This is a genomic window from Pseudomonas sp. S11P7 (assembly GCF_023195435.1).
Classification (GTDB): domain Bacteria; phylum Pseudomonadota; class Gammaproteobacteria; order Pseudomonadales; family Pseudomonadaceae; genus Aquipseudomonas; species Aquipseudomonas fluorescens_G.
In genome coordinates, this window is record NZ_JALPKS020000002.1 from 2,179,182 (window position 1) to 2,203,974 (window position 24,793).

General features: G+C 64.3%; 7 protein-coding genes and 2 pseudogenes. 4 read left to right on the forward strand and 5 right to left on the reverse strand.

Annotated features, from left to right (window positions below; translation table 11 throughout):
* Positions 1 to 23 precede the first annotated feature (23 nt).
* Positions 24 to 1,294: pseudogene (locus tag M0746_RS10225) on the forward strand (OmpP1/FadL family transporter).
* Positions 1,295 to 1,358: 64 nt separating this feature from the next.
* On the opposite strand, the gene M0746_RS10230 reads toward M0746_RS10225, so the two are convergent.
* The gene (locus M0746_RS10230; protein WP_258449062.1) at positions 1,359 to 2,807 is read right to left on the reverse strand and encodes an efflux transporter outer membrane subunit; all 1,449 of its coding nucleotides are present in this window, start codon (positions 2,805 to 2,807) and stop codon (positions 1,359 to 1,361) included.
* 127 nt (positions 2,808 to 2,934) lie between these two features.
* On the opposite strand from M0746_RS10230, the gene M0746_RS10235 reads away from it, so the two are divergent.
* The 3 genes from M0746_RS10235 to M0746_RS10245 all read left to right on the forward strand — a co-directional run bounded on the left by M0746_RS10235 (position 2,935) and on the right by M0746_RS10245 (position 7,999).
* A complete protein-coding gene (locus M0746_RS10235) occupies positions 2,935 to 4,044 on the forward strand; it encodes an efflux RND transporter periplasmic adaptor subunit (protein ID WP_258449063.1) in 1,110 nt (369 codons plus the stop codon).
* The gene (locus tag M0746_RS10240) at positions 4,041 to 7,130 is read left to right on the forward strand and encodes an efflux RND transporter permease subunit (RefSeq protein ID WP_258449064.1); all 3,090 of its coding nucleotides are present in this window, start codon (positions 4,041 to 4,043) and stop codon (positions 7,128 to 7,130) included. The genes M0746_RS10235 and M0746_RS10240 overlap by 4 nt, the downstream gene beginning before the upstream one ends.
* 365 nt (positions 7,131 to 7,495) lie before the next feature.
* Positions 7,496 to 7,999, forward strand: a complete 504-nt coding sequence (locus tag M0746_RS10245) for a serine protease (protein ID WP_258449065.1) — start codon at positions 7,496 to 7,498, stop codon at positions 7,997 to 7,999.
* Here the strand turns inward: M0746_RS10245 and M0746_RS10250 are convergent, their stop codons facing one another.
* From M0746_RS10250 to M0746_RS29425, 4 genes and pseudogenes are all read right to left on the reverse strand, one after another.
* Positions 8,000 to 9,187: an HlyD family type I secretion periplasmic adaptor subunit gene (locus M0746_RS10250; protein WP_446731295.1), complete on the reverse strand. Its 1,188-nt coding sequence runs from the start codon at positions 9,185 to 9,187 to the stop codon at positions 8,000 to 8,002. It abuts the gene before it with no gap.
* A 5-nt stretch (positions 9,188 to 9,192) separates the two neighbouring features.
* Positions 9,193 to 11,355, reverse strand: coding sequence for a type I secretion system permease/ATPase (locus M0746_RS10255; protein ID WP_258449066.1), 2,163 nt, complete (start codon positions 11,353 to 11,355; stop codon positions 9,193 to 9,195).
* Positions 11,352 to 12,788, reverse strand: coding sequence for a TolC family outer membrane protein (locus M0746_RS10260; RefSeq protein WP_258449067.1), 1,437 nt, complete (start codon positions 12,786 to 12,788; stop codon positions 11,352 to 11,354). The genes M0746_RS10255 and M0746_RS10260 overlap by 4 nt, the downstream gene beginning before the upstream one ends.
* Before the next feature lie 45 nt (positions 12,789 to 12,833).
* Positions 12,834 to 24,556, reverse strand: a pseudogene (locus M0746_RS29425) (BapA/Bap/LapF family large adhesin).
* Positions 24,557 to 24,793: the final 237 nt, after the last annotated feature.

Below are 24,793 nucleotides of genomic sequence, written 5' to 3' on the forward strand. Positions count from 1 at the left end.
GAAACACCCATAGAGTCCTGATAATGAAAAAAACAATACTCAAGCATCCCCTCGGGCTGGCGGTCGTGCTCGCGTCTTCCAATGGGCTGGCGGGGGGTTCGCACTCAACGAGCAAAGCGTCAGCGGCATGGGCTCGGGGTTTGCCGGTCGCTCGTCGTCCGCCGAAGACGCCAGCACGGTGTTCGGCAATCCGGCGGGCATGGCGCGGCTGAAAAGAGAGCAGGTGAGCGTGGGGCAGGCGACGCTGTTCGCCAAATCCGATATCAGCCACACCCGCAGTACCTTCGGCGGCAAGGAAGACGGCGATATGGTGCCGACCACCACGGTGCCGATGGGCTATTACGTCAAACCGATCGACGAGCACTGGGCCTTCGGTGTCGGGTTTTATGTGCCGTTTGGCTTGATCACCGACTACGACAGCGGTTTTGCCGGGCGCTATTACGCCAATAAAAGCGAAGTCACCACGCTGACGTTTCAGCCCACCATCAGCTATGCGTTCAACGACAAGGTGTCGATCGGCTTCGGCCCGACCATCAACCGCATCAGTGGCGAGTTGTCGGGGATGGTCGCCAACCCGCTGAGCCCCGGGCGCAATGACGGCAAAGTCAAAAGCACTGGCGACGACACCGCGCTTGGCTTTAACGCAGGCGTGATGGTCCAGGCGACCGAGCAAACACGTCTGGGCCTGACCTATCATTCCAAGGTCAGTTATCACCTCGATGCAAAAACCAAAGTCAGCGATGGCATCTTCAATCTGCTTGGCGTCAGTGGCCGCAGCTACGACGCCTCGCTGGACGTCGACACCCCCGAGTCGGTGGACTTTTCGGTGACCCATCAGCTCAATCACGACTGGACGCTGTATGCCGGCAGCACCTGGACGCGCTGGAGCCGCTTCAAGGAACTGACCATCGAAAACAGCGGCTTGCCGCCGTTGCTCAGCGGCCAGTTGGGCACCATCAGCGAAGAACAGAACTGGCACGACACCTGGGCGCATGCGATCGGCGCCGCGTATCAACTGAACAACCAATGGGTGCTGCGTGCCGGGTTCTCGGTGGATCAGTCGCCGGCCAACAACACCGACCGTGGGCCGCGCATTCCCACCGGTGATCGCAAGGTGTTCAGCCTCGGTGCCGGTTGGACGCCAGCGGAGAATGTCACCATCGATGTGGCCTATTCCTACCTGCAGGAGGAGAGCGTCGATATCAACCGCACCGCAGCCGGCAAAGGTGCATACAGCGCCCGATACCGCAACAGCGCCAGCGGACTCGGCACGTCTGTCGGCTACCGCTTCTGATCCAGCAGTGCGGTGCAGGGCGGGCCTGATTTACGGCCCGCTCGATTTCGCCTGTCGCAGCGACTCAGCGCGCCGCGACGGGCGAGGGCTCGGCGGGTTGCCAGCCACCGCCCAACGATTTGAACAACGCCACCGCCGCACGGGTTGATTCGGTTTGCGCTTGCGCTCGGGCATCGGCGGTTTGCAGCAAGGTCTGGTCCGCGCGCAGCACATCGATCAGGCTGGCGGCGCCTTTCTCATAAGCACTGAACGACGATTGCCGAGCCTCGGTCAACGCCGCTTCGCCGGCGCCAAGGGTGCTGGCCTGGGCCTGCCGATTGACCTGTGCCGACAGCGCGTTCTCCACATCTTCCGTGGCGCGCAGTATCGATTGGCGGTACGCGGCCAACGCTTCGGCTTCCTGGCCTTTGGCCTGATCGATCTGCGCGTCGATGCGCGCAAAGTCAAAGAGCCGCCAGCGCAGGCCGAGCAGGGCGGCGGACTGGCTCGCGCCGCTGGAAAACAGGTTGCCGCCGGACACCGCCGTTGCGCTGCCGAGCAAGGCACCGAGGGAAAATTTCGGGTAGTACTCGGCCATGGCGGCGCCGATGCGCGCGTTGGCAGCCGCCAGTCGCCGCTCGGCGACGATCAGGTCCGGCCGGCGCTGCAACAAGTCGGCAGGCGTGCCCAATGCTGTCAGCGGCGGCGCGGCAGGGATGCTTGCGGCGCGCGCCAATTGGCTTCGATGGGTGCCGACAGGTGTGCCAAGCAGCACGTCCATGGCATTGATTGCCGCGTCCACGCCGGTTTGCAGTACCGGCACGCTTGCTTCGACTTGCGCCAGCTCGCCTTCGATCTGCCGCACCTGATAGCTCGCCGCCAGGCCCTTGCTGTAGAGCAAACGGACTTTTTCCAACATCTCGCGCTGGGTTTTGGCCTGTTGATGGGCAATGTCCAGGCGCGTCTGCAAGCCGCGCAGGGTGACGTAGGTGTCCGCCGTTTGCGCCGCGATCGCCAGGCGTGTCGCGCTGAGTCCTGCGGCGGACGCCTGGTACTCGGCGAGCGCAGCCTCGCGGTCTCGGCGCAGTCCGCCAAACACATCCAGCTCCCAGCCAGCCTCGAGATTGACCTCATAGGAGCTGCCGTAGCGGTCATAGCCGGGCGATGAATTCAGCACCTGGCCGAGTGGCGTCTCCACCGATTGGTAAGCGCGTGCGGCCTGGCCGTTGACACTTGCCGAGGGCAGCAGCGCGGCGTTCGCGGCGCCCAGCCCGGCGCGTGCCTGTGTGACTCGCGCGGTGGCCTGCGCCAGGTCGAGGTTCTGCGCCCGTGCCTGATTGATCAAGCCGTTCAGCAGCGGGTCATTGAAGCTTTCCCACCAAGTGACAAGGCTGGCTGCAGACCCGGCCATGGCAGGCTGGCGCTGGTAATGCTCCGGCAGTGGGGCGGCGGGGCGCTGGTAGTCAGGGCCGACCGCGCAACCCGCGACCAAACCGACGCTGAGCAAAAGAGTGAGGGGGCGGAGGAGGTGCATGGGAATTCCTGTGTGGGCTTGGCAACGCTCAACCGAGCGAAGCAAAATCTAGCGGTTAGTGACTGTTGACGATATTGGTCACAAGACTGAGAATATGATGGTCATCCTATTTTAGTAAAGGAATTCCATGCGCCGGCTCAGACCCTTTCCCTTCGCAGCCTGTGTGCTGCCCCTCGTCCTGACGGCGTGCGGTGATGCTGCCACGACAAAAGACCCGCGCACCCTTGCGCCACTGGTAAGGTCGGCGGTCGTGCAACTTGCCGAGGATGGTTCGCGGTCATTCACCGGTGTCGTGGCGGCGCGGGTGCAGGGCGACCTGGGCTTTCGCGTTTCGGGCAAGGTGCTTGAGCGACTGGTCGACACCGGTCAGACGGTCAAGCGTGGGCAGCCGCTGATGCGCCTCGACCCGATCGACCTCGGCCTGCAGGCGCGAGCGCAGCAAGAAGCGGTCACCGCCGCCCGCGCCCGGGCCAAACAGACCGCCGATGACGAAATGCGCAACCGCGAACTCGTCGCCGCCGGGGCGATCTCGGCCTCGGCCTACGACCAGATCAAAGCCGCTGCCGACAGCGCCAAGGCGCAACTCAGCGCCGCCGTCGCCCAAGCGGACGTCGCGCGCAACGCCTCGGGTTATGCGGTGCTGGTAGCGGACGCCGACGGTGTGGTGGTGGAGACTCTCGTCGAGCCAGGGCAAGTTGTCAGCCCTGGACAACCAGTGGTGCGACTGGCGCGCGCGGGTCAGCGTGAAGCCATTGTTCATCTGCCGGAGACCTTGCGCCCCGCAGCAGGCTCCGCCGCCCAGGCAAAACTGTATGGTGATTCGGCGACGGCCGTCGGCGCCAGACTCCGACTGCTGTCCGATTCCGCCGACCCCGCCACGCGCACGTTCGAGGCGCGCTATGTGCTCGAAGGCAAACTCGCCAATGCGCCGATCGGTTCGACCGTCACCGTTGATATCGCCCAAGGTTCCGCACAAAAACAGGCGCTGAAGGTTCCGATCGCGGCGCTGTACAACCCAGGCAAAGGCCCCGGCGTGTGGGCTATTGCCGGTACACCAGCGAAAGTGACCTGGCGCGCTGTCGAGGTGTTGGGGTTGAGTGACGATTCGGCACGCATCGCTGGCGAACTCAGTGTCGGTGAGCCGATCGTTGCGCTCGGCGCGCATCTGCTGCACGAAGGCGAGGACGTTCGATTATTGGCCGGCGATGACGCCCAGGTTGCCGGGAGTCGTCCATGAGCGAGGGTCGATTCAACCTTTCCGCCATTGCCGTGCACCAACGCGCTATCACGGTGTTCCTGATTTTTCTGATCGCCGTCGCCGGCACCCTGGCGTTCTTCAAATTGGGCCGGGCCGAAGATCCACCGTTCACGGTCAAGCAACTGACCGTCATCACCGCATGGCCGGGCGCGACCGCGCGGGAGATGCAAGACCAGGTCGCCGAACCGCTGGAAAAGCGTTTGCAGGAACTGAAGTGGTACGACCGCACGGAAACCTACACCCGACCAGGGCTGGCGTTCACCATGGTGTCGCTGCTCGACAGCACGCCACCGTCGCAGGTGCAGGAAGAGTTTTATCAGGCACGCAAGAAACTCGACGACGAAGCGATCAAACTGCCGGCCGGTGTCATCGGGCCGATGGTCAACGACGAGTTTTCCGACGTGACGTTCGCGCTGTTCGCCCTGAAGGCCAAGGGCGAGCCGCAGCGCTTGCTGGTGCGCGATGCGGAGTCTTTGCGCCAGCGCCTGTTGCATGTGCCGGGGGTGAAAAAGGTCAACATCATCGGCGAGCAGGCCGAACGCATCTTCGTCTCGTTTTCCCATGATCGCCTGGCGACGCTAGGCCTGTCGCCGCAGGACATCTTCGCTGCACTGAACAATCAGAACGTGCTGACCCCCGCCGGATCGGTCGAAACCAAGGGGCCGGAAATCTTTGTCCGGGTCGATGGCGCGTTCGACACCTTGCAGAAAATCCGTGATACGCCGGTTGTCGCGCAGGGGCGAACCTTGATGCTCTCCGATGTGGCCACGGTCGAGCGCGGCTACGAAGACCCGGCGACCTTTCTGGTGCGCAACAACGGCGAAGAAGCGCTACTGCTCGGCGTGATCATGCGCGAGGGCTGGAACGGTCTGGATCTGGGCAAGGCGCTGGATGCCGAAACGCTCAACATCAACGCAGAAATGCCGCTGGGCATGACCCTGTCGAAAGTCACCGATCAGGCGGTGAATATCGACTCGGCGGTCGGCGAGTTCATGGTCAAGTTCTTCGTCGCGCTGCTGGTGGTGATGCTCGTGTGCTTTCTCAGCATGGGCTGGCGCGTCGGCGTGGTGGTCGCCGCGGCGGTGCCGTTGACCCTGGCGATCGTCTTTGTGGTGATGGCCGCCACTGGCAAAAACTTTGACCGGATTACCCTCGGCTCGTTGATTCTCGCGCTGGGCTTGCTGGTCGACGACGCGATCATCGCCATTGAAATGATGGTGGTGAAAATGGAGGAGGGCTACGACCGCATCAAGGCCTCGGCCTATGCCTGGAGCCATACGGCGGCGCCGATGCTGGCCGGTACGCTGGTGACGGCGATAGGCTTTTTGCCGAACGGTTTCGCCCAGTCCACGGCGGGCGAATACACCAGCAACATGTTCTGGATTGTCGGCATCGCGTTGATCGCTTCGTGGGTCGTTGCGGTGGCTTTCACGCCGTATCTGGGGGTGAAGCTGTTGCCGGAGATCAAGCAAGTCGAAGGCGGACACGCGGCGATTTACGACACGCCGCGCTATAACCGCTTCCGCAAAATTCTGGCGTGGGTGATCACCCGTAAATGGCTGGTGGCGGGTACGGTTGTCGCGTTGTTTGTCGTCGCGATCCCGGGCATGGGGCTGGTGAAAAAACAGTTCTTTCCGACCTCTGACCGTCCTGAGGTGATGATCGAAGTGCAAATGCCCTACGGCACCGCGATCGAGCAGACCAGCGCCGTCACGGCCAAAGTCGAGGCGTGGCTGCAAAAACAGCCAGAGGCGAAAATCGTCACGGCCTATATCGGCCAGGGTGCGCCACGGTTTTTCCTCGCCATGGCGCCCGAGTTGCCGGACCCGTCATTCGCCAAAATCGTCGTGCTGACGGACAACCAGGACGCCCGCGAAACCCTCAAGTTGCGTTTGCGCGAAGCCGTTGCTCAAGGCCTCGCCCCGGAAGCGCGCGTGCGTGCCACGCAAATCGTCTTCGGCCCGTATTCGCCGTTCCCGGTAGCCTACCGGGTGATGGGTCCCGATCCGGTAAAGTTGCGCGACATCGCTGAGCAGGTCCGCAGCGTGATGCAGGACAGCCCGATGATGCGCACCGTCAACACCGACTGGGGGCCGCTGACGCCGACCCTGCATTTCCACCTCAATCAGGATCGCTTGCAGGCGGTCGGGCTGACCTCCAGCGCCGTGGCCCAGCAGTTGCAATTCTTGCTCAGCGGCGTGCCGATTACCGCCGTTCGTGAGGATATCCGTTCGGTGCAGGTGGTTGGCCGTGCGGCGGGCAACATCCGCCTGGACCCGGCGCAGATCGAAGGCTTCACCCTGGTCGGCGCAGCGGGGCAACGCATTCCGCTGTCGCAGATCGGCAAGGTCGAAGTGCGCATGGAAGATCCGATCCTGCGGCGCCGCGATCGCACCCCGACCATCACCGTGCGCGGCGACATCGCCGAAGGCTTGCAGCCACCGGATGTCTCCGGGGTGATCATTCAGCAGTTGCAGCCGATCATTGCACAACTGCCTTCCGGTTACCGGATCGAACAGGCCGGCGCCATCGAGGAATCCGGCAAGGCCGGCAAAGCGATCTTGCCGCTGCTGCCGATCATGATCGCCGTGACGCTGCTGATCATCATCGTCCAGGTGCGCTCGATCTCGGCGATGATCATGGTCTTCCTCACCTCGCCATTAGGCTTGATCGGCGTGGTGCCGACGCTGCTGATCTTCAACCAGCCATTCGGCATCAACGCACTGGTCGGGTTGATTGCGCTGTCGGGGATTCTGATGCGCAACACGCTGATCCTGATCGGGCAGATTCATCACAACGAGCAAGAAGGCCTCGCGCCTTTCGACGCCGTGGTCGAAGCCACCGTGCAACGGGCCAGGCCAGTGCTGTTGACCGCACTGGCGGCCATTCTGGCGTTCATCCCGCTGACGCACTCGGTGTTCTGGGGCACGCTGGCGTATACGCTGATTGGCGGCACGTTTGTCGGGACGATTATTACGTTGGTGTTCTTGCCGGCGATGTATGCGATCTGGTTCAGGATTCGGGCGGAGAAGGAGGGCCAAGCGAAGAGGTCGAATACGGCGTAGGGAATTCGAGAATGCGGGCGTGCCCATCTGTGGCGCACCCGTATTTGCGATTTTCGAAGAAGTTCGACGCAGTTAGCCGTTTCGCTGTTAATCCTTGGATCCAATCATTTACTCACTATATCGCTAGTAGACAAGCGGTAGTCTCAGGCTATTGCTAGAAGTAATGGCGCAATGACATATTGCAGCACCTTCCCTCACTTCATGATGTGCCGAAAATGCGCCCCCTCAAGTCACTTGTTGCAGCGTCGATGCTGCTCAGCGGGTGCAATGGAATGCCAGTCGCTTTTGTTCAGGATCCTGTTTTAGACCAAGCCTTTGTCGTTCACTCCGGCGCGCCTTTGCCTTACGTGCTGATGGGTTCGGCTGTGCAATGGAATGAAGATTACGCCGTGACGGTGAAGCACATTCCGTATCTGCCGGGTGCGGTGTTCAAGGGCCAGGCCGATGTGCAGTTCTTCCGGCACAAGGCTGGCAGCGTGCCGACGTGGCGCGGCTACAAGCCGGGTGAGGAGCTGACGTCGGTGGGCTTCAACTCGTTGTACATGTCGGTCAAGGGCACCGGCCAGGCGTTGCCGGCGATGGTTCGCCTCGATGTCAAAGAGGGCAACGTGCTTTACGGTACCCACAATGGCGCGCTGGCCAAGGGCATGTCCGGCGGGCCGGTGTTTTCTGCCGATGGCAAGGTGGTCGGCATCAACGTGGCGTTTCTCACCCGTGATGACGTCAGCCGCCTCAAGCGCAAAGACTTGCTGGATCAACCGCGCGTGAGCATTTTCCTGCCCTACGCGGAAATCAATCGCGAGTGGACGCGCTATCAGGCCAGCCTCGCGCCGAGCGTGCCGCCGGCGACCAAGCTGGCCAGCCGCTGATCAGCGTTCGCGCAACGCTTCGCGGGCGCGGTTGAGCGGTTTGATCAGGTAGTCGAGCACGGTTTTTTCGCCGGTGCGAATGTCCACCGTGGCGATCATCCCGGGGACGATGGCGAAGCGTTTGCCGGCCTTGTTGCGCAGTTCATCCGAGGCAGTACGGATGAACACGCGGTAATAAAAAATCTCCGGTTTGGCTTCGTCCTGAATCGTGTCCGGGGAGATCGTCACCACTTCGCCGTCGAGGCTGCCGTAGATTGAATAGTCGTAAGCGGTGATCTTGACCTTGGCCGCCTGGCCCGGATGAATGAAGGCAATGTCGCGCGGCGAGATGCGCGTTTCGATCAGCAGTTGTTCATCGAGCGGCACGATCTGCATGACTTGGCCGTTGGGCGCGATCACGCCGCCGATGGTGCTGACTTCGATGTCCTTGACGATCCCTCGCACCGGCGAACGCAGGGTCAGGCGTGACAGCGAGTCGGTGCGTCCACGGATTACTGCTTCGAGCATCTGCGCCTCGGCGTTGGCTTTGGCCAGATCTTCGCGGGCGCGCACCATGTAGTCGGAGCGCGCTTCGGTGGCCTTCAGTTCCAGCTCGGAGCGCTGGCGGGTCAGACGCAAGACTTCGACCCGGCTCGAGGCGCCGATCTTCGCCAGGTTTTCGGTGATTGCCAGTTCGCTGCGCACCAGTTTCAACGAGCTCTGAATGCCGTCGAGGGTTTCTGCCAGGCCTTTGCGGCGGGTCTGATAGAGCTCGGTTTCGGCGCGGATCAGCTCGTGAAAGTCCTGCAGCGAGGGATCGAAGGTCAGCGGTTTTTCGCTGACTTCGGCCTGCAAGCGATTGACGCTGGCCAGCGCCGCGCGGTACTTGGCCGCACTTTCGCCGACGTTGGACTGGTTCTTCACCGGGTCCAGTTGGGCGAGAATCTGCCCGCGCTCGACCAAGGCGCCTTCGCTGACATGCAGTTGCTCGAGAATGCCGCCCTCCATCGACTGAATCACCTGTTCGCGAGAACTCGGCACGACCTTGCCGGTGCCGGTCGAGACTTCGACCACTTCAAACCACGCCGCCCAGCCGATGAAGCAGGCGAGCATCAATGCGCAGCCCCAAATCACTTTGGCCCCTCCGGCAATGGCGCGCTCGTCGCGACCGTCGAGGTAGGACATCGGGCCCGGCACGTCAGTCATCATGGTTTTCATACCGCCACTCCTTTGCCGGGGGCGCGCAACCGCGCCAGCGCTGCATCGCGATGGTCATCGATGACGATGCGCCCGTTGTCGAGGACGATGATCCGCTCGACCAGTTGCAAAACGCTGACCCGGTGCGTGGCGACCACCAGCGTGCGGCCCTGGGTCCAGGTCGCGAGTTTTTCCAGCAGCAGGCGCTCGGTGACGTCATCCAGCGCCGCCGTCGGTTCGTCCAGCAACAGCACTTGCGGCTGACGCAGCAACAAGCGCGACAGCAGCAGGCTCTGACGCTGACCGCCGGACAGACCGAGGCCGCCCTCAAGCACCAGGTGGTCCATGCCTTTGGGCAACTGACGGACGAACTCAAGCGCGCCGGTAACGTTCAACGCCGCGATGATTTCCTGATCGCTGGCCTGACCGGCACCAAGGGTGATGTTGTCGCGCAGGGTGCCGTGAAACAGCCGCGCCTGTTGCGACAGCAAGCCGACGTCACGGCGCAGGTCGGCCGGATCGAGATGCGCCATGGCGATGCCGTCCAGCGTGGTTTCGCCGCTGCTCAGGTCCATCGCACCGCCCAGCGCCTGGAGCAACGTCGACTTGCCGGCGCCGTTGCGGCCGAGCAGGGCGATGCGCTCGCCGGGGCGGATGGTCAGGTCGATGGCGTTGAGCGCTTGGGCCGATTCTTCGCTGTAGCGGAAACTCGCCTGGCGCATCCGGTAGTCGCCGCGAATCGCCGGCAGGTGCACGCGCTGACTGCCTTCGGGATGATCGACCGGCATCTGCATGATCCGGTTCAAGCCTTCGAGGGCGACCTTGGCTTGCTGCCAACGGGTGAGCACGTGGGTCAGTTGCGCCATCGGCCCCATCATCCGTGACGACAGAATCGACGCCGCAACGAGGCTGCCGGTGGTCAGGTCGCCGGCAATCACCATCGGCGCGCCGAACACGATCACCAGCGCAAACACGCCACCCTGCACATTCTGCGTCCAGGCCACCAGGCTGTTGGTCAGCGTGCGCAAACGCAGATTGCTGTCCGCTGAGGCGGCGTTGTACTGATTCCATTGTTGCTGGAAGCGCTGCTCGGCCTGCAGCGCCTTGATGTCGTCGAGGCCTTGAATGCTTTCCACCAACATGGCGTTGCGCAGCGCGGCTTCGCGCATCGAGGCATTGGCCAGTTTGGCCAGACGCGGTTGCGCGACGATCCCCGGCAGCAGCATGAACACCAGCGCTACCAGCGGAATCAGCACCAGCGGCCCGCCGATCAAATAGAACACCAGCAGGAACAGCAGGAAAAACGGCATGTCGGCCAGCGCCGTGGCGGTGCTGGAGGTGATCAGGTCGCGAATCTGCTCCAGCTCGCGCAGTTGCGAAATGAACGAGCCGGTGGACTTTGGCCGGGCGGAATTACGCAGGCGCAGCGCATGACCGAAGACCAGATCGGACACCCGCAAGTCAGCGCGCTTGCCGAGCACATCGGTGATGCGCAGCCGCAGAATGCGCATGATGAAATCGAACAGCAGCGCCAGCATCACCCCGCCGAACAACACGTACAGGGTTGGCAGGGACTCGGCCGGAATCACCCGGTCGTACACCTGCATGGAAAACAGCACCCCGGCCATGCCCAGCAAATTGGCTACCAGCGAGGCGATCATCACCTGGCTGTACGGCCGCAAGTCGGTGAGGACAATGCGGCGGAACCAGTGTTCGTCGTAGGGCTTGATGTAATCGTTGGTGCGCACGTCGGAGACGGGTTGGGTCGGGCGCAGAATCACCGTGCGCAATGCCTGTTCGGCGAGCACCGCCGTGTCCATCCGGCTTTGCAGGCCTTGATCGCCACTGAAGCCGATGCCCAGTTCGCCGGTCTCGCCGATGCTTTCCAATACGCCGATTTGGCCGTCGCGCAGTTGCACCACCAGCGGCGTGCGCCAACGGCTCAGACTCTTGTTGTCGAACACCGCGAACTTGACGCTGAGTCCAGCCTGCCGTGCCATGTGCCGGACGACTTCTTCGACACGGCCTTCGCTGTGTACCGAAGCCAGGCGCACGCTTTCCGGGGAAACATCGAGGCGATAGTGGCGGGCGACCTTGAGCACCGCTTCCAGCCACGGCGAATAATCTTCCCGCGCCTCGGCAGCCACGGGTTCGGGAATAGTGATGCTGGCGTCGGTCATGGCAGGATCTCGACATTCTGGATGGCGCTGTGGTCGATGCCGAAGACCCGGCGAATCGCCCCGCTGTTGTAGAAACAATCGATCTGCAGGCGTTGCAGATCGGCCTGGGTGTTGACCAGATCGAAGCGCGACTGGTGGATTTCCTGCTCGGCGTTGAGCAAGTCCAGCAGCGGCCGCGTGCCCAGTTCCAGGTACTGGCGGCCATACAACATGCGCGCCTCGGTGATGCTGGTCTGGCGGAATTCCAGCGAGCGCAGCCGCCGGTTCAGGCCTGATGTTTGCGCCTGGGCTTCCGCCAGACCCTGGCGGGCTTGCAGGCGGGCGAAGTCTTCGGCTGAGTCCGCGGCGGTCAAGGCATGTCCGGCGGCGCGGCTGCGGGCGCTGATGGCGCCGCCCTGATAGATCGGCACTTCGAGGTTGAGGAAGATCCCGACCTGGGTGCGATCGGCGCGCGAGTTCTGATCGTCGTAGTGGTCGTCGAGGTATTGATTGACCGACGGTTGCAGCGACAGGGTCGGGTAGGCTTCGGCTTTGGCCTGTGCCAGTTCGGCCTGGGCCTGGGTGCGTTGCGCGGCGGCTTGCAGAACGGCGGGCAGAGTGTCGGAGATCTGCGAGGCATCACAGGCCTGGCTCAGCGTCGGCGCGGCTGCTTCGCTGACCGCTGGCGGCGTACGCCGTCCGAGCAGGCTGGTCAAAGTGGCTTGCCAACGCGCGTACTGCGCCTTGAATTCCTGCAACGTCGCGGTCGCGCCCTCGGCGCGAGATTGCGCCTGGACCCTATCGGAACGGGTGCTGGCGCCCATGTCGCTGCGCTGTTTGGCCAGATCAACGATGCCGCCGATGCCTTGAATCTGTTCGCGGGCAACCTCAAGCAGACGCTGATAACGCTGCACTTCGATGTAGGCCTTGGCGGTGTCGCGGGCCACGTCGTCGATCGCCAACAAAATTCCGGCCTGACTACGCGCCACGCGAGCGCGGGCCGCGTCGACCGAGCTGGACACTTTGCCGAAATCGTAGAGCATCTGCTTGAGGGAAATGTTCACCGACTGGCTGCCGGCATCGCTACCGTAACCGCTGGTGTAACCGCCCTTGATGCCGCCGGTGACCTGCGGGTAATAACCGGATTCAGCGACATTGACGCCTTCGCCTTGCTGGAACAGCGTGCCGATGGCCTCGCCGATGCGTGGATGCCAGTCCACGGCCAGGCGCACGGCTTGTTCCAGGCCCAAAGCGTCCGTAGCGGCGGACGCCTTCGAAGCGGGGGCAGGGCGCTGACGGCGGTCATTGCCTGCCGGTTGTTGCAGTTGCGCCGGGCTGATGCTGCGCAAGCGGCTGTCGAGATTGTCGTCGGCGCGAACGTCGACGGTGAACGCGGGGTAGAGGCCGATGGTCAGCAAGACCACCGGCCATTTCTGGCGAAAAACTGACTCCACAGACTTCCCTTACTGTTGAGAGACGGACGTTGCCGATGCCTTTTTTCAAACCACTTGAATGCCGTTTTGCACCCACAAGTGGTGGCTCGGATCCTCCTGTGCCGTGTATTGAACATAGTCGATGCCGTCGGCCTGCTGCGCGCCATCGGCGACCCAGCCATCGGTCATGTGCACGCTGTCCTTGTCATCACCCTTGATCAACAGGGTGTTGTTGTCAGAGGAAGTGATCGCCAGCAGGTCGCTGAGGTTCAACGTCAGTGACACCGCACTGGAGTGATTGAGGTCGAGGATTTCCACATTGTGGATCTTGCTCTGCAGATCGCCGAGGTTGATCGCCACGTCGCCACCGGCCCAGAGCAGGGTGTCGGTGCCGCTGCCACCATCGACCGAGGTGAACTGCTGGTCGGCGATGATCAGCGTGTCGTTGCCGGCCCCGCCTTGCAGGGTAATGGCGCCGCCGTGCGAGCCGTCGAGGGTGTCGTTGCCGTCGGTGCCCTGGATCAACTCGCTGGCGGCAGCGTGAGCCAGACCGAGGTCATCGCTGGCCAGCGCCGAGAACGCGGTGCTGGCGAAGGCGCCGGCCTTGTTCAGGTCGATGGTCAATGTGGCGGTATCGACCGTGCCGTTGGGGTGAGTGAGCTGATAGGTGAAGGTGTCTTCCTGACCGATCACTGCATCGGTCAGCCCGGCCTTGAGCGTGTAGGTGTAATTGCCGTTGGCCTGCACCAGCAGCGTGCCGTAGTTGCCGACCAGCGAGACGCCGTTGTAACCCGGCGCCACGTAACTGCCGGCGACCAGCACACTGAGCAGGGTGTAGACCGAGCCCAGCACATCGGCGCCGCCGCCTGCGGTGTCGGTCAGCAGGTTGCCCGACACCGGCGTGTAGCTGCCGACCACGAACTGGTTGGTGTAGGTCGCGACGTTGATCAGGCTGGTGTTGACGCTGGTGAGCAGGCCGAGGCCGCCGACCGCCACCCGCACCTGATAAGTGCCGGCGGTCTGGTCGTCGAACTTGATCCCGTAGTTGCCACCGCCGAGATTGAGCAGCGCGTTGCCGCCGTAGCTCTTGACCAGCACGTACTGGTTGGTCGCGGTGTTGAGTTTGTACAGGCCCACCGTCATCGAACCGAGCAGCGCCAGCAGGTTGCTCGAATTGACCACCACGGTCAGGTCGCTGACGGTGTCTGCCGCGACCACGGTGTTGTAGTTGCCGCTGCCACCGCCCAGCAACACGTTGAACGTGCCGAGAGCGGAGTTGCTGGTGACTTCGCGGTTGACCAGTGTGACATCGGTCGACGCGATGTCCGCCGTGGCATCGACCACCAGCGCGGGGCTGCCAAGGTTGGCGTCGTTCCACACTTCGGTGGCTTGCGGGCTGTCGATGCGCACGTACAGATTGGCGGTGTCGCTCAAGCCGTTCGGGTGCACCAGTTGATAATTGAACACGTCGACCTTGCCGACGCTGCTGACGCTGCCGTTGGGCTTGTAACTGTAGTTGCCGTTGGCGTCGATGGTCAGCGTGCCGTACAGCCCTTGCACGGTAGTGCCGGCCCCGGCGCTGACCCAGGCGCCGTTCTTGAAGATCTGCAATTGCGCGCCGTTGTCCGGGCCCGTCTGGTCGGCGGTGCCATCGACGCCGACGTTGGTGATGACGTTGCCGGTCACCGCCGGCCCGGCGATACCGTTGAACTGGGTCAGGCTGTTGACGTCCAGTTGCAGCTGGGTGTTGACCGTGGTCAGCACGCCGATGCCGGTGCTCGACACAGTCAACCGGTAGTCCCCAGAGAGCAGATTACCGATATCGACCCGCACGCCTTGCCCGGTCAGGGCAATCAGGTCGAGCAGACCGCCGCTGCCGTTGACATCGAGGGTGACCCAGGTGCCGCTGGCGTTCTTCACCTGCAAGGTGTAGACCACGCCGTCGAGCAGCGAAATCAGGCTGTTGGTGGTCAGCGTCAGGGTTGGATCAAGCTGCGTGCCGCCGGCCACGGTGAAGGTGAAGGTTTTCGAGAAGCCGGCCAGCAGTGTAGTGAACGAGTCGTTGAAGGTCTGCGACGCGGTGACCGGGGCGAGGGTAACGGTGCCGACGGCAAGGTTGTCGCTGGCCACCACCGGTGCGTTGACGTCGATATCCGGCGCCGTGACATTCGCGGCAACCGAGACGTTGCCGCGCGCATCGCTGAGGTTGACGGTGAGTTTTTCGCCGTTGATCTGCGCGCTGTTCAGGGCAATGCTGAACACCCCGAGGTTGTTGACCGTGCCGGTGCCGAGCACGGTGCCGCTGGCCGATTTGATGGTGACGGTCGCGCCGGCCTCACCGGTGCCGGTGACGCTCAGACCGTCGGCGCCGACCAGCAGCGCCGTCGCCGCAGCGGGTGGCGTCAGGTCGGGCGCGGTGGTGCTCGCCGCTGCCGAGACGTTGCCGCTCGGGTCGGCCTGAGTGACGCTGAGCACCTGGCTGTTGATCTGCGCCGAGGCCAGCACCACCGAGAAGCTGCCATTGGCCGCGACGGTCGCGGTGCCGAGCACCACACCGCCGACGCCACGCACACTGATGGTCGAGCCGGGCACACCGATGCCGGTGAGCAAGGTACCGCTGCCATTGACGCTGACTCCGGTGGGAGCGCCCGGAGCGGTAACGTCCGGCGCCGTCAGGCTGGCGTTCGGCGACAGGTTGCCGGCCGGATCGACCAGGCGCACGGTCAACAGCTGGCCATCCAGTTGCGCGGTGTTCAAATTAAAACTGAAGGTGCCGCCGCTGCCCACTGTGCTGGTGCCGAGCAGCGCGCCGCCCGGCCCATAGACATTGACCGTCGCGCCCGCTTCGCCAGTGCCGCTCACGGTCAGGCCATTGGCGGCCAGCGCCAGACCGGTCGCCGCGACCGGTGCCTGGGTGTCATTGGCGGTCAGGTTGAACACTGGCGACAGATTGCCCGCCGGGTCTGCCTGCTGGACGTTGAGCTGTTGACCGTTGAGCTGGGCGCTGGACAGTTGCACGGTGAAGGTACCGCCGGCGTTGACCACCGCAGTGCCCAGCACGGTGCCGGCGGCGTTGGTCACGCTGACCGTGGCGCCGGCTTCACCCGTACCGCTGACCGCCAGCCCGGTGCCGTTCAGGGTCACATTGCTCAATCCTGCCGGTGGCGTTGTGTCGGCGACGTTGAGGTTGGTCGACGGCGACACATTGCCCGCCGCATCGCTCTGACTGACGCTCAATGGCTGACCGTTGAGTTGCGCCGAGGACAAAGTCACCGAGAACGTGCCGTTGCCCGCCACGGTTGCCGTGCCCAGCACCGTGCCTCCCGCGCCACGCACAGTGACGAGGGCGCCGGCTTCACCGAGCCCGCCCAGCACCAGCCCGGCGCCGCTGAGCAGCAGCGCGGTCGGTGCCGCCGGGGCGGTAGAGTCGGGCGCCGTGACCGGAAGCGTCGGCGAGGTGTTATTGGCCACATCGGTCTGCGTGGCATTGAGTAGCTGGCCGTTGACCTGCGGCGCATTCAGTTGCGCGCTGAACGTACCATTCGCCGCCACCACCGTTTCACCCAGCAACACCCCGCCCGCGCCAGTGATCCGCACCGTTGCGCCGACTTCGCCGCGACCGCTGACCAGCGTGCCGCTGGCATTCACTGCCAGATCACTGAGTGGCGCAGGTGCTGAGGTGTCGTCGGCGGTGATCTCGGTGGGCAGCGAGGCGCCGCCCAGCGGCGTGTTGGCGGTGACCTCAAGGCTCTGGCCATTGGTTTGCGCCGGCGTCAGCATGACACTGAACGTGCCGTCCGGACCGGTGATGCCGGTGCCGATCAGGCTGTTGTCAGCGCCGAAAACGTTGATGGTGGTGCCTATTGCTGCGGTGCCGGTCAGCGTCACGCCATCGTCCGACAGGAGCAGATTGGCCGGTGCGTCCGGCGCCGGGACAGCCGGTACGTTCAGGATGGCATCAGCGGAAACGTTATTGGCCGCGTCCGTCTGAATGATGGTCAACACCTGGCCGGCCGCGATGCCCGGCGCCAGGTCGACCAGGAACGTACCGTTGGCCGCGACCGTGGCAGTGCCGACGACAGTGCCGAGCGCGTCGGTCACCTCGACGCTGGCCCCGGCTTCACCACGCCCGGCGAGCTGGGTCAGATCGCCGCTGATGGTCAGAGCGGTGACGGCATCCGGAGCGCTGATGTCGGGTACCGGGAAGGGCAGCGCTGGCGATGTGTTCAGCGCCTCATCCGTGGCGATCACCGACAACACCTGGCCGTTGGTCTGCGGCGGATCAAGCTCGATGGTGTAGGTGCCGTTGACCAACGCCACAGCAGTGCCGAGCACAGTGCCGCTGGCCGACAACACCGTCACGGTGCTGCCTGCTTCGGCAGTCCCCGTGAGCAAAATGCCGTCCGCAGTCAACGACGTGACGGTCGGCGCCAGCGGCGCGGTGCTGTCCGGCGCATCGATCAGAGCGGGTTCGGACAGGTTGTTTTTCGCGTCGGCCTGAACCACCGACAGCGTGCGGCCATCGAGCTGCGCCGCGGACAACGTGACGCTGAAATTGCCGTCTGCCGCTACCGTCGCGGTGCCCAGTACCACCGCACCGTCGCGCACGGTGACGAGCGCTCCGGGCTCGCCGGTGCCGGTCACGGTCAGGCCGTCCTGACTGACATTGAGGTCGGCGACTTCCAGTGGAGCGGTGGTATCGCCTGCTTGCACCGGCGCAGTTGGTGAGGTGTTGGAGGCCAGATCCGTCTGATTGACGCTCAGCTGCTCACCGTCCACCTGCGCGGGGTTGAGGGTCACGCTGAACGAGCCATTGGCGGCGACGGTTGCGGAGCCCAGCACCGTGCCGGTCGCGCTGAGCACGCGCACGGTGGCGCCGGCTTCACCGTTGCCGGTCAGCGTCAATCCATCAGCCGTGAGTTGCAGCCCGGTAGGCGCCGCCGGCGCTGTCACGTCCGGCGCAGTAACCGGCGCTGCGGGCGAAGGGTTGCCCGCGGCATCGCGCTGGATCACCGACAGGGTTTCGCCGTTGAGCAGCGGCTGATTCAGGGTCACGCTGAAACTGCCATCAGTTGCGACGGTGCCAGTGCCGACGATGGTGCCGACCACGTTGGTAATCACCACTTGCGAGCCCGGCGCGCCGGAGCCGGTGATCAGGCTGCCACTGGCATCGATCGCCACATCGGTCAGCGCCGCTGGCGGCGTGCTGTCGGCAGCCACCAGCGTGCCGGCAGGCGAGGTGTTGCCGGCGGCATCCGCGAGCTCGACGAAGATCGCTTCGCCGTTGGTTTGCGCGGGTTGCAGTGTGATCTGGAACAGCCCGTCACTGCCGACCGTGCCGGTGCCCAGCACTGTGCCGTCGGTCAACGTTACGCTGACCTCGGTGCCGACTTCGCCACGGCCGGTGAGCACGTCGCCGGCCACATTGATCTGCAAATTCACAGGCGTGGCGGGCGGGGTCAGGTCCGGTGCGGTGACCGGCACCGGGGCGCTGACATTGCCGGGGGATCGGCCTGCTGCACGTTGAGGATCTGTTCGTTGATCTGCGGCGGGTTCAACGTCACGCTGAACGAGCCGTCAGCCAGCACCACGCTGGTGCCGAGCAGGGTGCCGTTGGCATCACGCACAGTCACGGTCGCGCCGGGTTCGCCGGTGCCGGTGACCAGCGCGCCCGAGCTGTTGATGTCGACATTGGCCAGCGGGTCGGGCGGCGTGAAGTCGGGGGTGGTCAGGCTCACCGCAGGGGAGTCGTTGCCTGTGGCGTCGGCTTGCACCACGCTGATCACTTCGGCATTGCTCAGCGCCGGGGCCAGCGTCAGGGTGAAGGTACCGGTCGGGCTGACCAGTGCGGTGCCGAGGACGTTGCCGTCACTGTCGATGACCCGCACTTGCGCGCCCGGTTCGCCGCGCCCGGTCAAAGTCGCGCCGTCGCCGCTGATGCCCAGTTGCGACACCGCCGCTGGTGGTGTGCTGTCGACCGAAGTGAACGGTGTGGCCGCCGAGGTATTGCCGGCTGCGTCGGTCAGCGACACGGTCAGCGCCTGGCCGTTGGCTTGCGGCGTGGTCAGGGTGATCGCAAAGCTGCCGTCGATGCTCACGGTGCCGGTGCCGATCAGCGCTCCTGCGGCGTTGAACACATTGACTGTGGTCCCGGCCTCGCCAGTGCCGGTCAATACACTGCCGTCATTGCTGACCGCCAGGGCGGTGGGTGGGGTGGGGGCGAGCAGATCCGGGGCGGTCAGGTTAACGCTGTTGGATTCGTTGCCAGCGGCATCGGCCTGACTCAGGCTCAGGGTCTGGCCCGAGGTTTGCGCCGGGTTGAGGGTCACGCTGAAGGTGCCGTTGGCCGCCACCACTGCGCTGCCGAGGATCGCTCCGCCGGTGCCAAGCACGGTCACCGTAGCGCCGGCTTCACCGCGTCCGGTGAGGGCGATGCCGTTCGGCGCGAGGCTGAGTTCACTGAGTGGCGTTGGGGCGGCGATGTCGGCAGCGGTGTAGTCGGTAGGCGACGAGTTGATCCCCGTAGTCGACGTTGCCACCGCAGACAATTGCTCGCCGTTGAGTTGCGCCGCATTAAGAGTCACGCTGAAGGTGCCATTCGCTGCGACCAGTGCAGTGCCGAGCAACACGCCCGAGGCATTGCGAATGCTCACGGTGCTGCCAGCGGTGGCGGAGCCGGTCAGGGTCAGGCCGTCGGCGCTGAGGGCCAGATTGGTTGGCGCGCTTTCCGCCAGATTGCCCGGCGCCGTCACTGGAGTCGCCGGGCCGGAATTGCCGGCGGCATCAATCTGCACCACCGAAAGCGTCGAACCGGCGACTGCCGCCGGCGACAAAGTGATGCTGAAATTGCCGTTGTTGCCGACAGTGGCGGTACCCAACAGAGCGCCGCCTGCGTCACGCACTTCGACGCTGGCACCGACTTCTCCGATACCGGTCAACGTCGCACCGTTGGCGCTGACCGCCAGATCGTTCGCCACCACCGGCGCAGTGGTGTCAGCGGCATTGAGAATGGCCGGGGCGGACGGGTTGCCTGCCGCGTCCGTCGCCGTCACGTTCAGCGACTGGCCGTTGGCCTGCGCGGAATTGAGTGTCACCTGGAACGTGCCATTGGCGGCGGCGGTGGTGGTGCCGAGCACGTTGCCTTGACTGTCGCGCACGGTCACCGTGCTGCCAGCTTCGGCGTTACCGGCCAGTTGCACGCCGGCGGCGTTCAAGGTCAGGCCGCTCGGAATGGCTGGCGGGGTCAGATCGACCGCGATCACGTCGACCGCCGTGGAGACGTTGCCCGGCGGGTCTTCCTGAGTCACCGTCAACACCTCGGCATTCAGCTGTGGCGTGCTCAGCGTGACGCTGAATGCGCCGCCGCTGCCGACCTGCGCGGTACCCAGCACAGTGCCGTCGGCGCTGCGTACAGAGACGGTGGCGCCAGGCTCGCCATGACCGGTCACGGTCACGCCGTCGGCATTCACCACGACCTGTGTCAGTGCAGCCGGAGGGCTGATGTCGGGCGCGTTGAGGCTGGTTGATGGCGAGACATTGCCAGCAGCATCGGTCTGGCTGACCGCCAACGCTTCACCGTTGGTGGGCGCAGGCGCCAGCGTCACGCTGAACGAACCGTCAGCGCCGACCACAGCGCTGCCCAACACCGTGCCGCTGGCGTTGCTGACGTTGACCGTCGCACCGACTTCGCCAGTGCCGCTGAGCGTAGTGCCGTCGGCGCTGATCAGCGGATTCTGCACGGCGGAGGGCGGGGTGCCGTCAATGGTGAGCACGCCGGCAGCGGTGGAAGTGTTGCCGTTGGCATCGGTCAGGGTGACTTGCAGGGTCTCGCCGGTGGTCTGTGCGTTGGGCAGGGTGACCTGAAAGTTGCCGCTCTGATCGACCACGCCGGTGGCCAATACATTGCCGGCGGCATCGCGCACGGTCACGGTGCTACCGGCTTCGCCCTGGCCTTTGACCACGGTGCCGACATCGTTGATGGTGACGCCGGTTGCGGCGGCGGGCGGCTGCAGATCGGTGGCGATGAGGCTCGCAGGCTGCGACGGATTGCCAGCGGCGTCGCTCTGGATCACGGTGAGCAACTGGCCATTGAGTTGCGCCGGCGTCAGCGTCAGGCTGAAGCTGCCATTGCTGGCAACCAGTGCGGTGCCCAACACCGTGCCGTTGCTGTCGGTGACGGTGACGGTCGCGCCGGCTTCGCCACGGCCGGTCAGCGCACTGCCGGTGGCGTTCAATACCAGATTGCTCACCGCCTCGGGTGGCGTGCCATCGGCCGCCGTTACCGTGCCCGGCACCGACACGTCACCGTCGGGGCTGGTCGCGGTGACTTGCAGCACTTGCGCGTTGATCTGCTTGGCATTGAGCACCAAGGTGAAGCTACCGAATTCATTGATCAGGCCTGACCCGAGTACATCGCCGTTGCTGTTGGTCACGGTCACCGTGCAACCGGGCGTTCCCGTGCCGGTCAGGGTGAATCCGTCGGCGCTCAGGACCAGATTGTCCGGGGTCGCGACCTGGCTACCGTCAAGACCGGTCAGTGGTACGGCCGGCGAATCGTTGCCGCCGCCGTCAGTGCTGATCACTTCCAGATTACCGCCAGGCTCGGCCGGTGGATTCAGGGTCACCACGAAGCGGCCATCCGCACCCGCCGTCGCGGTGCCCAACACCGTGCCACCGCCGGCAATGCTGACGGTGACCAGCGTGCCGGGTTCGGCGAGGCCGGAAACCTGATTGCCTGCCGGGTTGAGCGCCAGATCGCTGACGGCGGCTGGCGGGGTGTCGTCCGGCGCGGTGACTGTCCCCGGCAGTGAAGCATGGGTGCCGTCCGACACCACCACTTGCAGGGCTTCGCCGTTGGTCTGCGCGGTATCGAGGTTGACCGTGAAAGCGCCCGTGCCGTCAGCGGTTGCGGTGCCGATGACGTTGCCGTTGGCGTCCAGCACTTCGACGGTATTGTTCGGCTGCGTGGTGCCGGTGACCGTGGCACCCGCCGGGTCGATGATCAACCCGCTGGGCACTGGCGGTGCGGTGATGTCCGGCGCGCTGACCGGGGTGGCCGGCGAGGGCAGGGTGCTCGCATCGGTCTGAATCACGCTCAACACCTGGCCATCAAGTTGCGCCGGGCTGAGGTTGAGGGTGAAGCTGCCGTCGCTGGCCACCAGCGCTGTGCCGAGCACCGAACCATCCGGCGCGGTCACCGTAACGGTGCTCCCAGCCTGGCCCGTACCGGTCAGTGTCACGCCGTTGCTGTTCAAGAGCAGATTAGCGGGTGCCAGCGGAGCGGTAGTGTCTGCCGCCGTTAGCGGAGTGCTGGGAGAAACGTTGACACCATCCGATTGGCTGACTTGCAGCGGCTGACCGTTGGTTTGCGGGCTGTTCAGCGAGACCGAAAATCCACCGTCGCCGTCGACAATTGCGGTGCCCAGAGTGTTGCCGGCCAGGTCCTTGACCGACACCGTAGCGCCGGGCTCGCCGGTACCGGTGAGTGTGCTGCCCGTCGGATCCAGCGCCAGATTCGCCGGTGCGCTGGGGGCTTGGATATCGGGAGCCTGAACCGGCACCCCCGGCGATGCCGACGCCGAGGCGTCGGTCTGCACGACGTTCAAATTCTGGCCGTTGGTCTGGGGCGAGGAAAGATTGATTTCAAAACGACCGTCGTTGCCGACGACAGCGGATCCGAGGACCACGCCGCCTGCGTCAGTGACAGTCACGGTGGCGCCTGGCTGGCCCGCGCCGGTGACCACGGCACCGTTCGCCGAAATGTCGACATCGGAGACCGCCACCGGTGTGCTCAGGTCGGGTGCCGTGACGTTGACCGGTGCCGACGGGTTGCCGTCCGCGTCAGTCTGAATCACTTGCAGTTGTTGCGCATCGGTCTGCGGCGTCGAGAGGTTGACGGTGAAATTGCCGTCGCTGCCGACCGTGCCGGTGCCGATGATATTGCCCGCCGGATCGCGCACGGTGATGGCCGCGCCGGCCTCACCCTGACCGGTCAGCGTCTGTCCCTGGCCATCGAGGGTGACGCCCGTCAGTGGCGCCGGGCCTTGAGTGTCAGGGGTTACATAGGTCAGCGGCGCGGAGGTGTTGCCCGCGCTGTCGCTGGCGCTGATCTGCAGGGTTTCGCCATTGTTCTGTGGCGGGCTCAATTGCACGGTGAAGGTACCGTCGGCGTCGACCACCGCTGAGCCGAGCACATTACCGTTGGCATCGCGCACAGTCACGGTGGAACCGACCTGACCGCGACCTCTCATTTGCGCGCCATTCACGCTCAAATTGATGTTGCTGGGCTGCGTCAGGCCGTCGAGGTCGCCCGCAGTGACGGTCACCGCCGGCGAAGGATTGGCCGCGGCGTCAGTGAGCTGCACTCTGAGTGCTTCACCGTCGATTTGCGCGGCGTTGAGGGGCACCGTGAATGAACCGTCCGCCGCGACCAGTGCCGTACCGAGCACAGTGCCTTGGGCATTGGTCACACTGACCGTGCTGCCGGGTTCACCACGGCCGCTGACAGACAGGCCGTCGCTGCTGACGGATACATCCGTGGCGGCAGCGGGGCCGGTGATGTCCGCTGCGTTGAATGTCACCGCAGGCGATTGCGCGCCGACGCTATTGAGCGCGACGACGCTGATCACTTCACCGTTGGCTTGCGCCGGGCTGAGCGTCACCGTAAAGGTACCGTCAGCGCCGACCGTGGCACGCCCGAGCACGTCGCCATTGGCGGCCCGTACTTCGACCGTGGTGCCGGCCCTGGCGGTACCGCTGAGCTGGCTTCCGTCACTGCTCAGACCGAGATTGGCGGGTGTTTGCGGTTCGACGATCTCCGGTGCGCTGATTGTCGCGCCCGTGGAGATATTTCCGGCCGCATCGACGGCATTGACGGTCAGCGATTGACCGCCGGTTTGTGCAGGGCTGAGTGTCACGCTGAAGGTGCCATCCGCCCCTACCACGGCGCTGGCCAAGAGGCTGCCATCGGCTGCGCGCACTTGAATGGTCGCGCCGGCTTCACCGCTGCCACCGAGTCGCGTGCCATCGGCGCTCACGCTGAGATTGGCCGGAGCGGCAGGCGCAGTGGTGTCCGGCGCGGTCACCGTGCCCGGTGTGGACACATTGCCTGCACCGTCGGTCAGCGTCACGTCGAGGGGTTGGCCGTTGTTTTGCGGAGTGTTCAGATCGATCTGGAATTGCCCGTCGGCACCGACGGTACCGGAGCCCAGCAGATTGCCGGCCGCATCGCGCACCTGCACGACGCTGCCGGGCTCGCCGAATCCAGTCAATGAGCGGCCACCAGCCGACAAGCTCAGACCGGTGGCCGGGGCGGGTGGCGTCGCATCGCCGTTGCCGCCACCACCGCCTCCGCCACCTCCGCCACCGCCCGCAGCCGCCGCCGCGCCGCCCGCGCCCAACAGGCCGAGCCCGGCAATCGCCCATGCGGGGGTGGCGCCGTCAACCACGCCGACACCGGCGATCAACTCGTCGAGCGAGCCTATTTCGTCGAAGGTAAAGCCATTGAAGGGTTCTGCGTTGTAGCGCGCCTGCCACAGGGTGGCGTCATCACCCTGGAACACGATGTCGTTGGCCACACCGTCAGGGCTGGTGACAAAGAAATTGGTGATTTTGATCTGCTCGCCAGACTTCAGATTCAGGATCAAATCCTGACCGCTGCGACTGGTTGAAGCCAGTTGTTCGGGCCGGGCCGGAATTTGTACAACTGAAGGCTGATTGAGCTGAACGTTACCCCAGTTCTGCGCGGTGAGTTGCGAACTGGCTTTGTCGGCAATAACGATGTTGTCCATTACTACTCCCTGTTAGTGCATCGGCGTATGGCCACGGCTATAGGGAGAACCATAGATTGGGAGTGTAAGTATAGGTCGCCTGTTATCTGACAAGGGATTCAGATAATTACAAATGCACAAGTTAAGGCATTGAAAAACATGGTTTTAAAAGATAATGCCGTTGGTCGGAACGTTGGATCCAAGTGATTTTCCGTTGAAACAAAATGTGTCGAATCACAAAAGACTGGCGGTGACCCG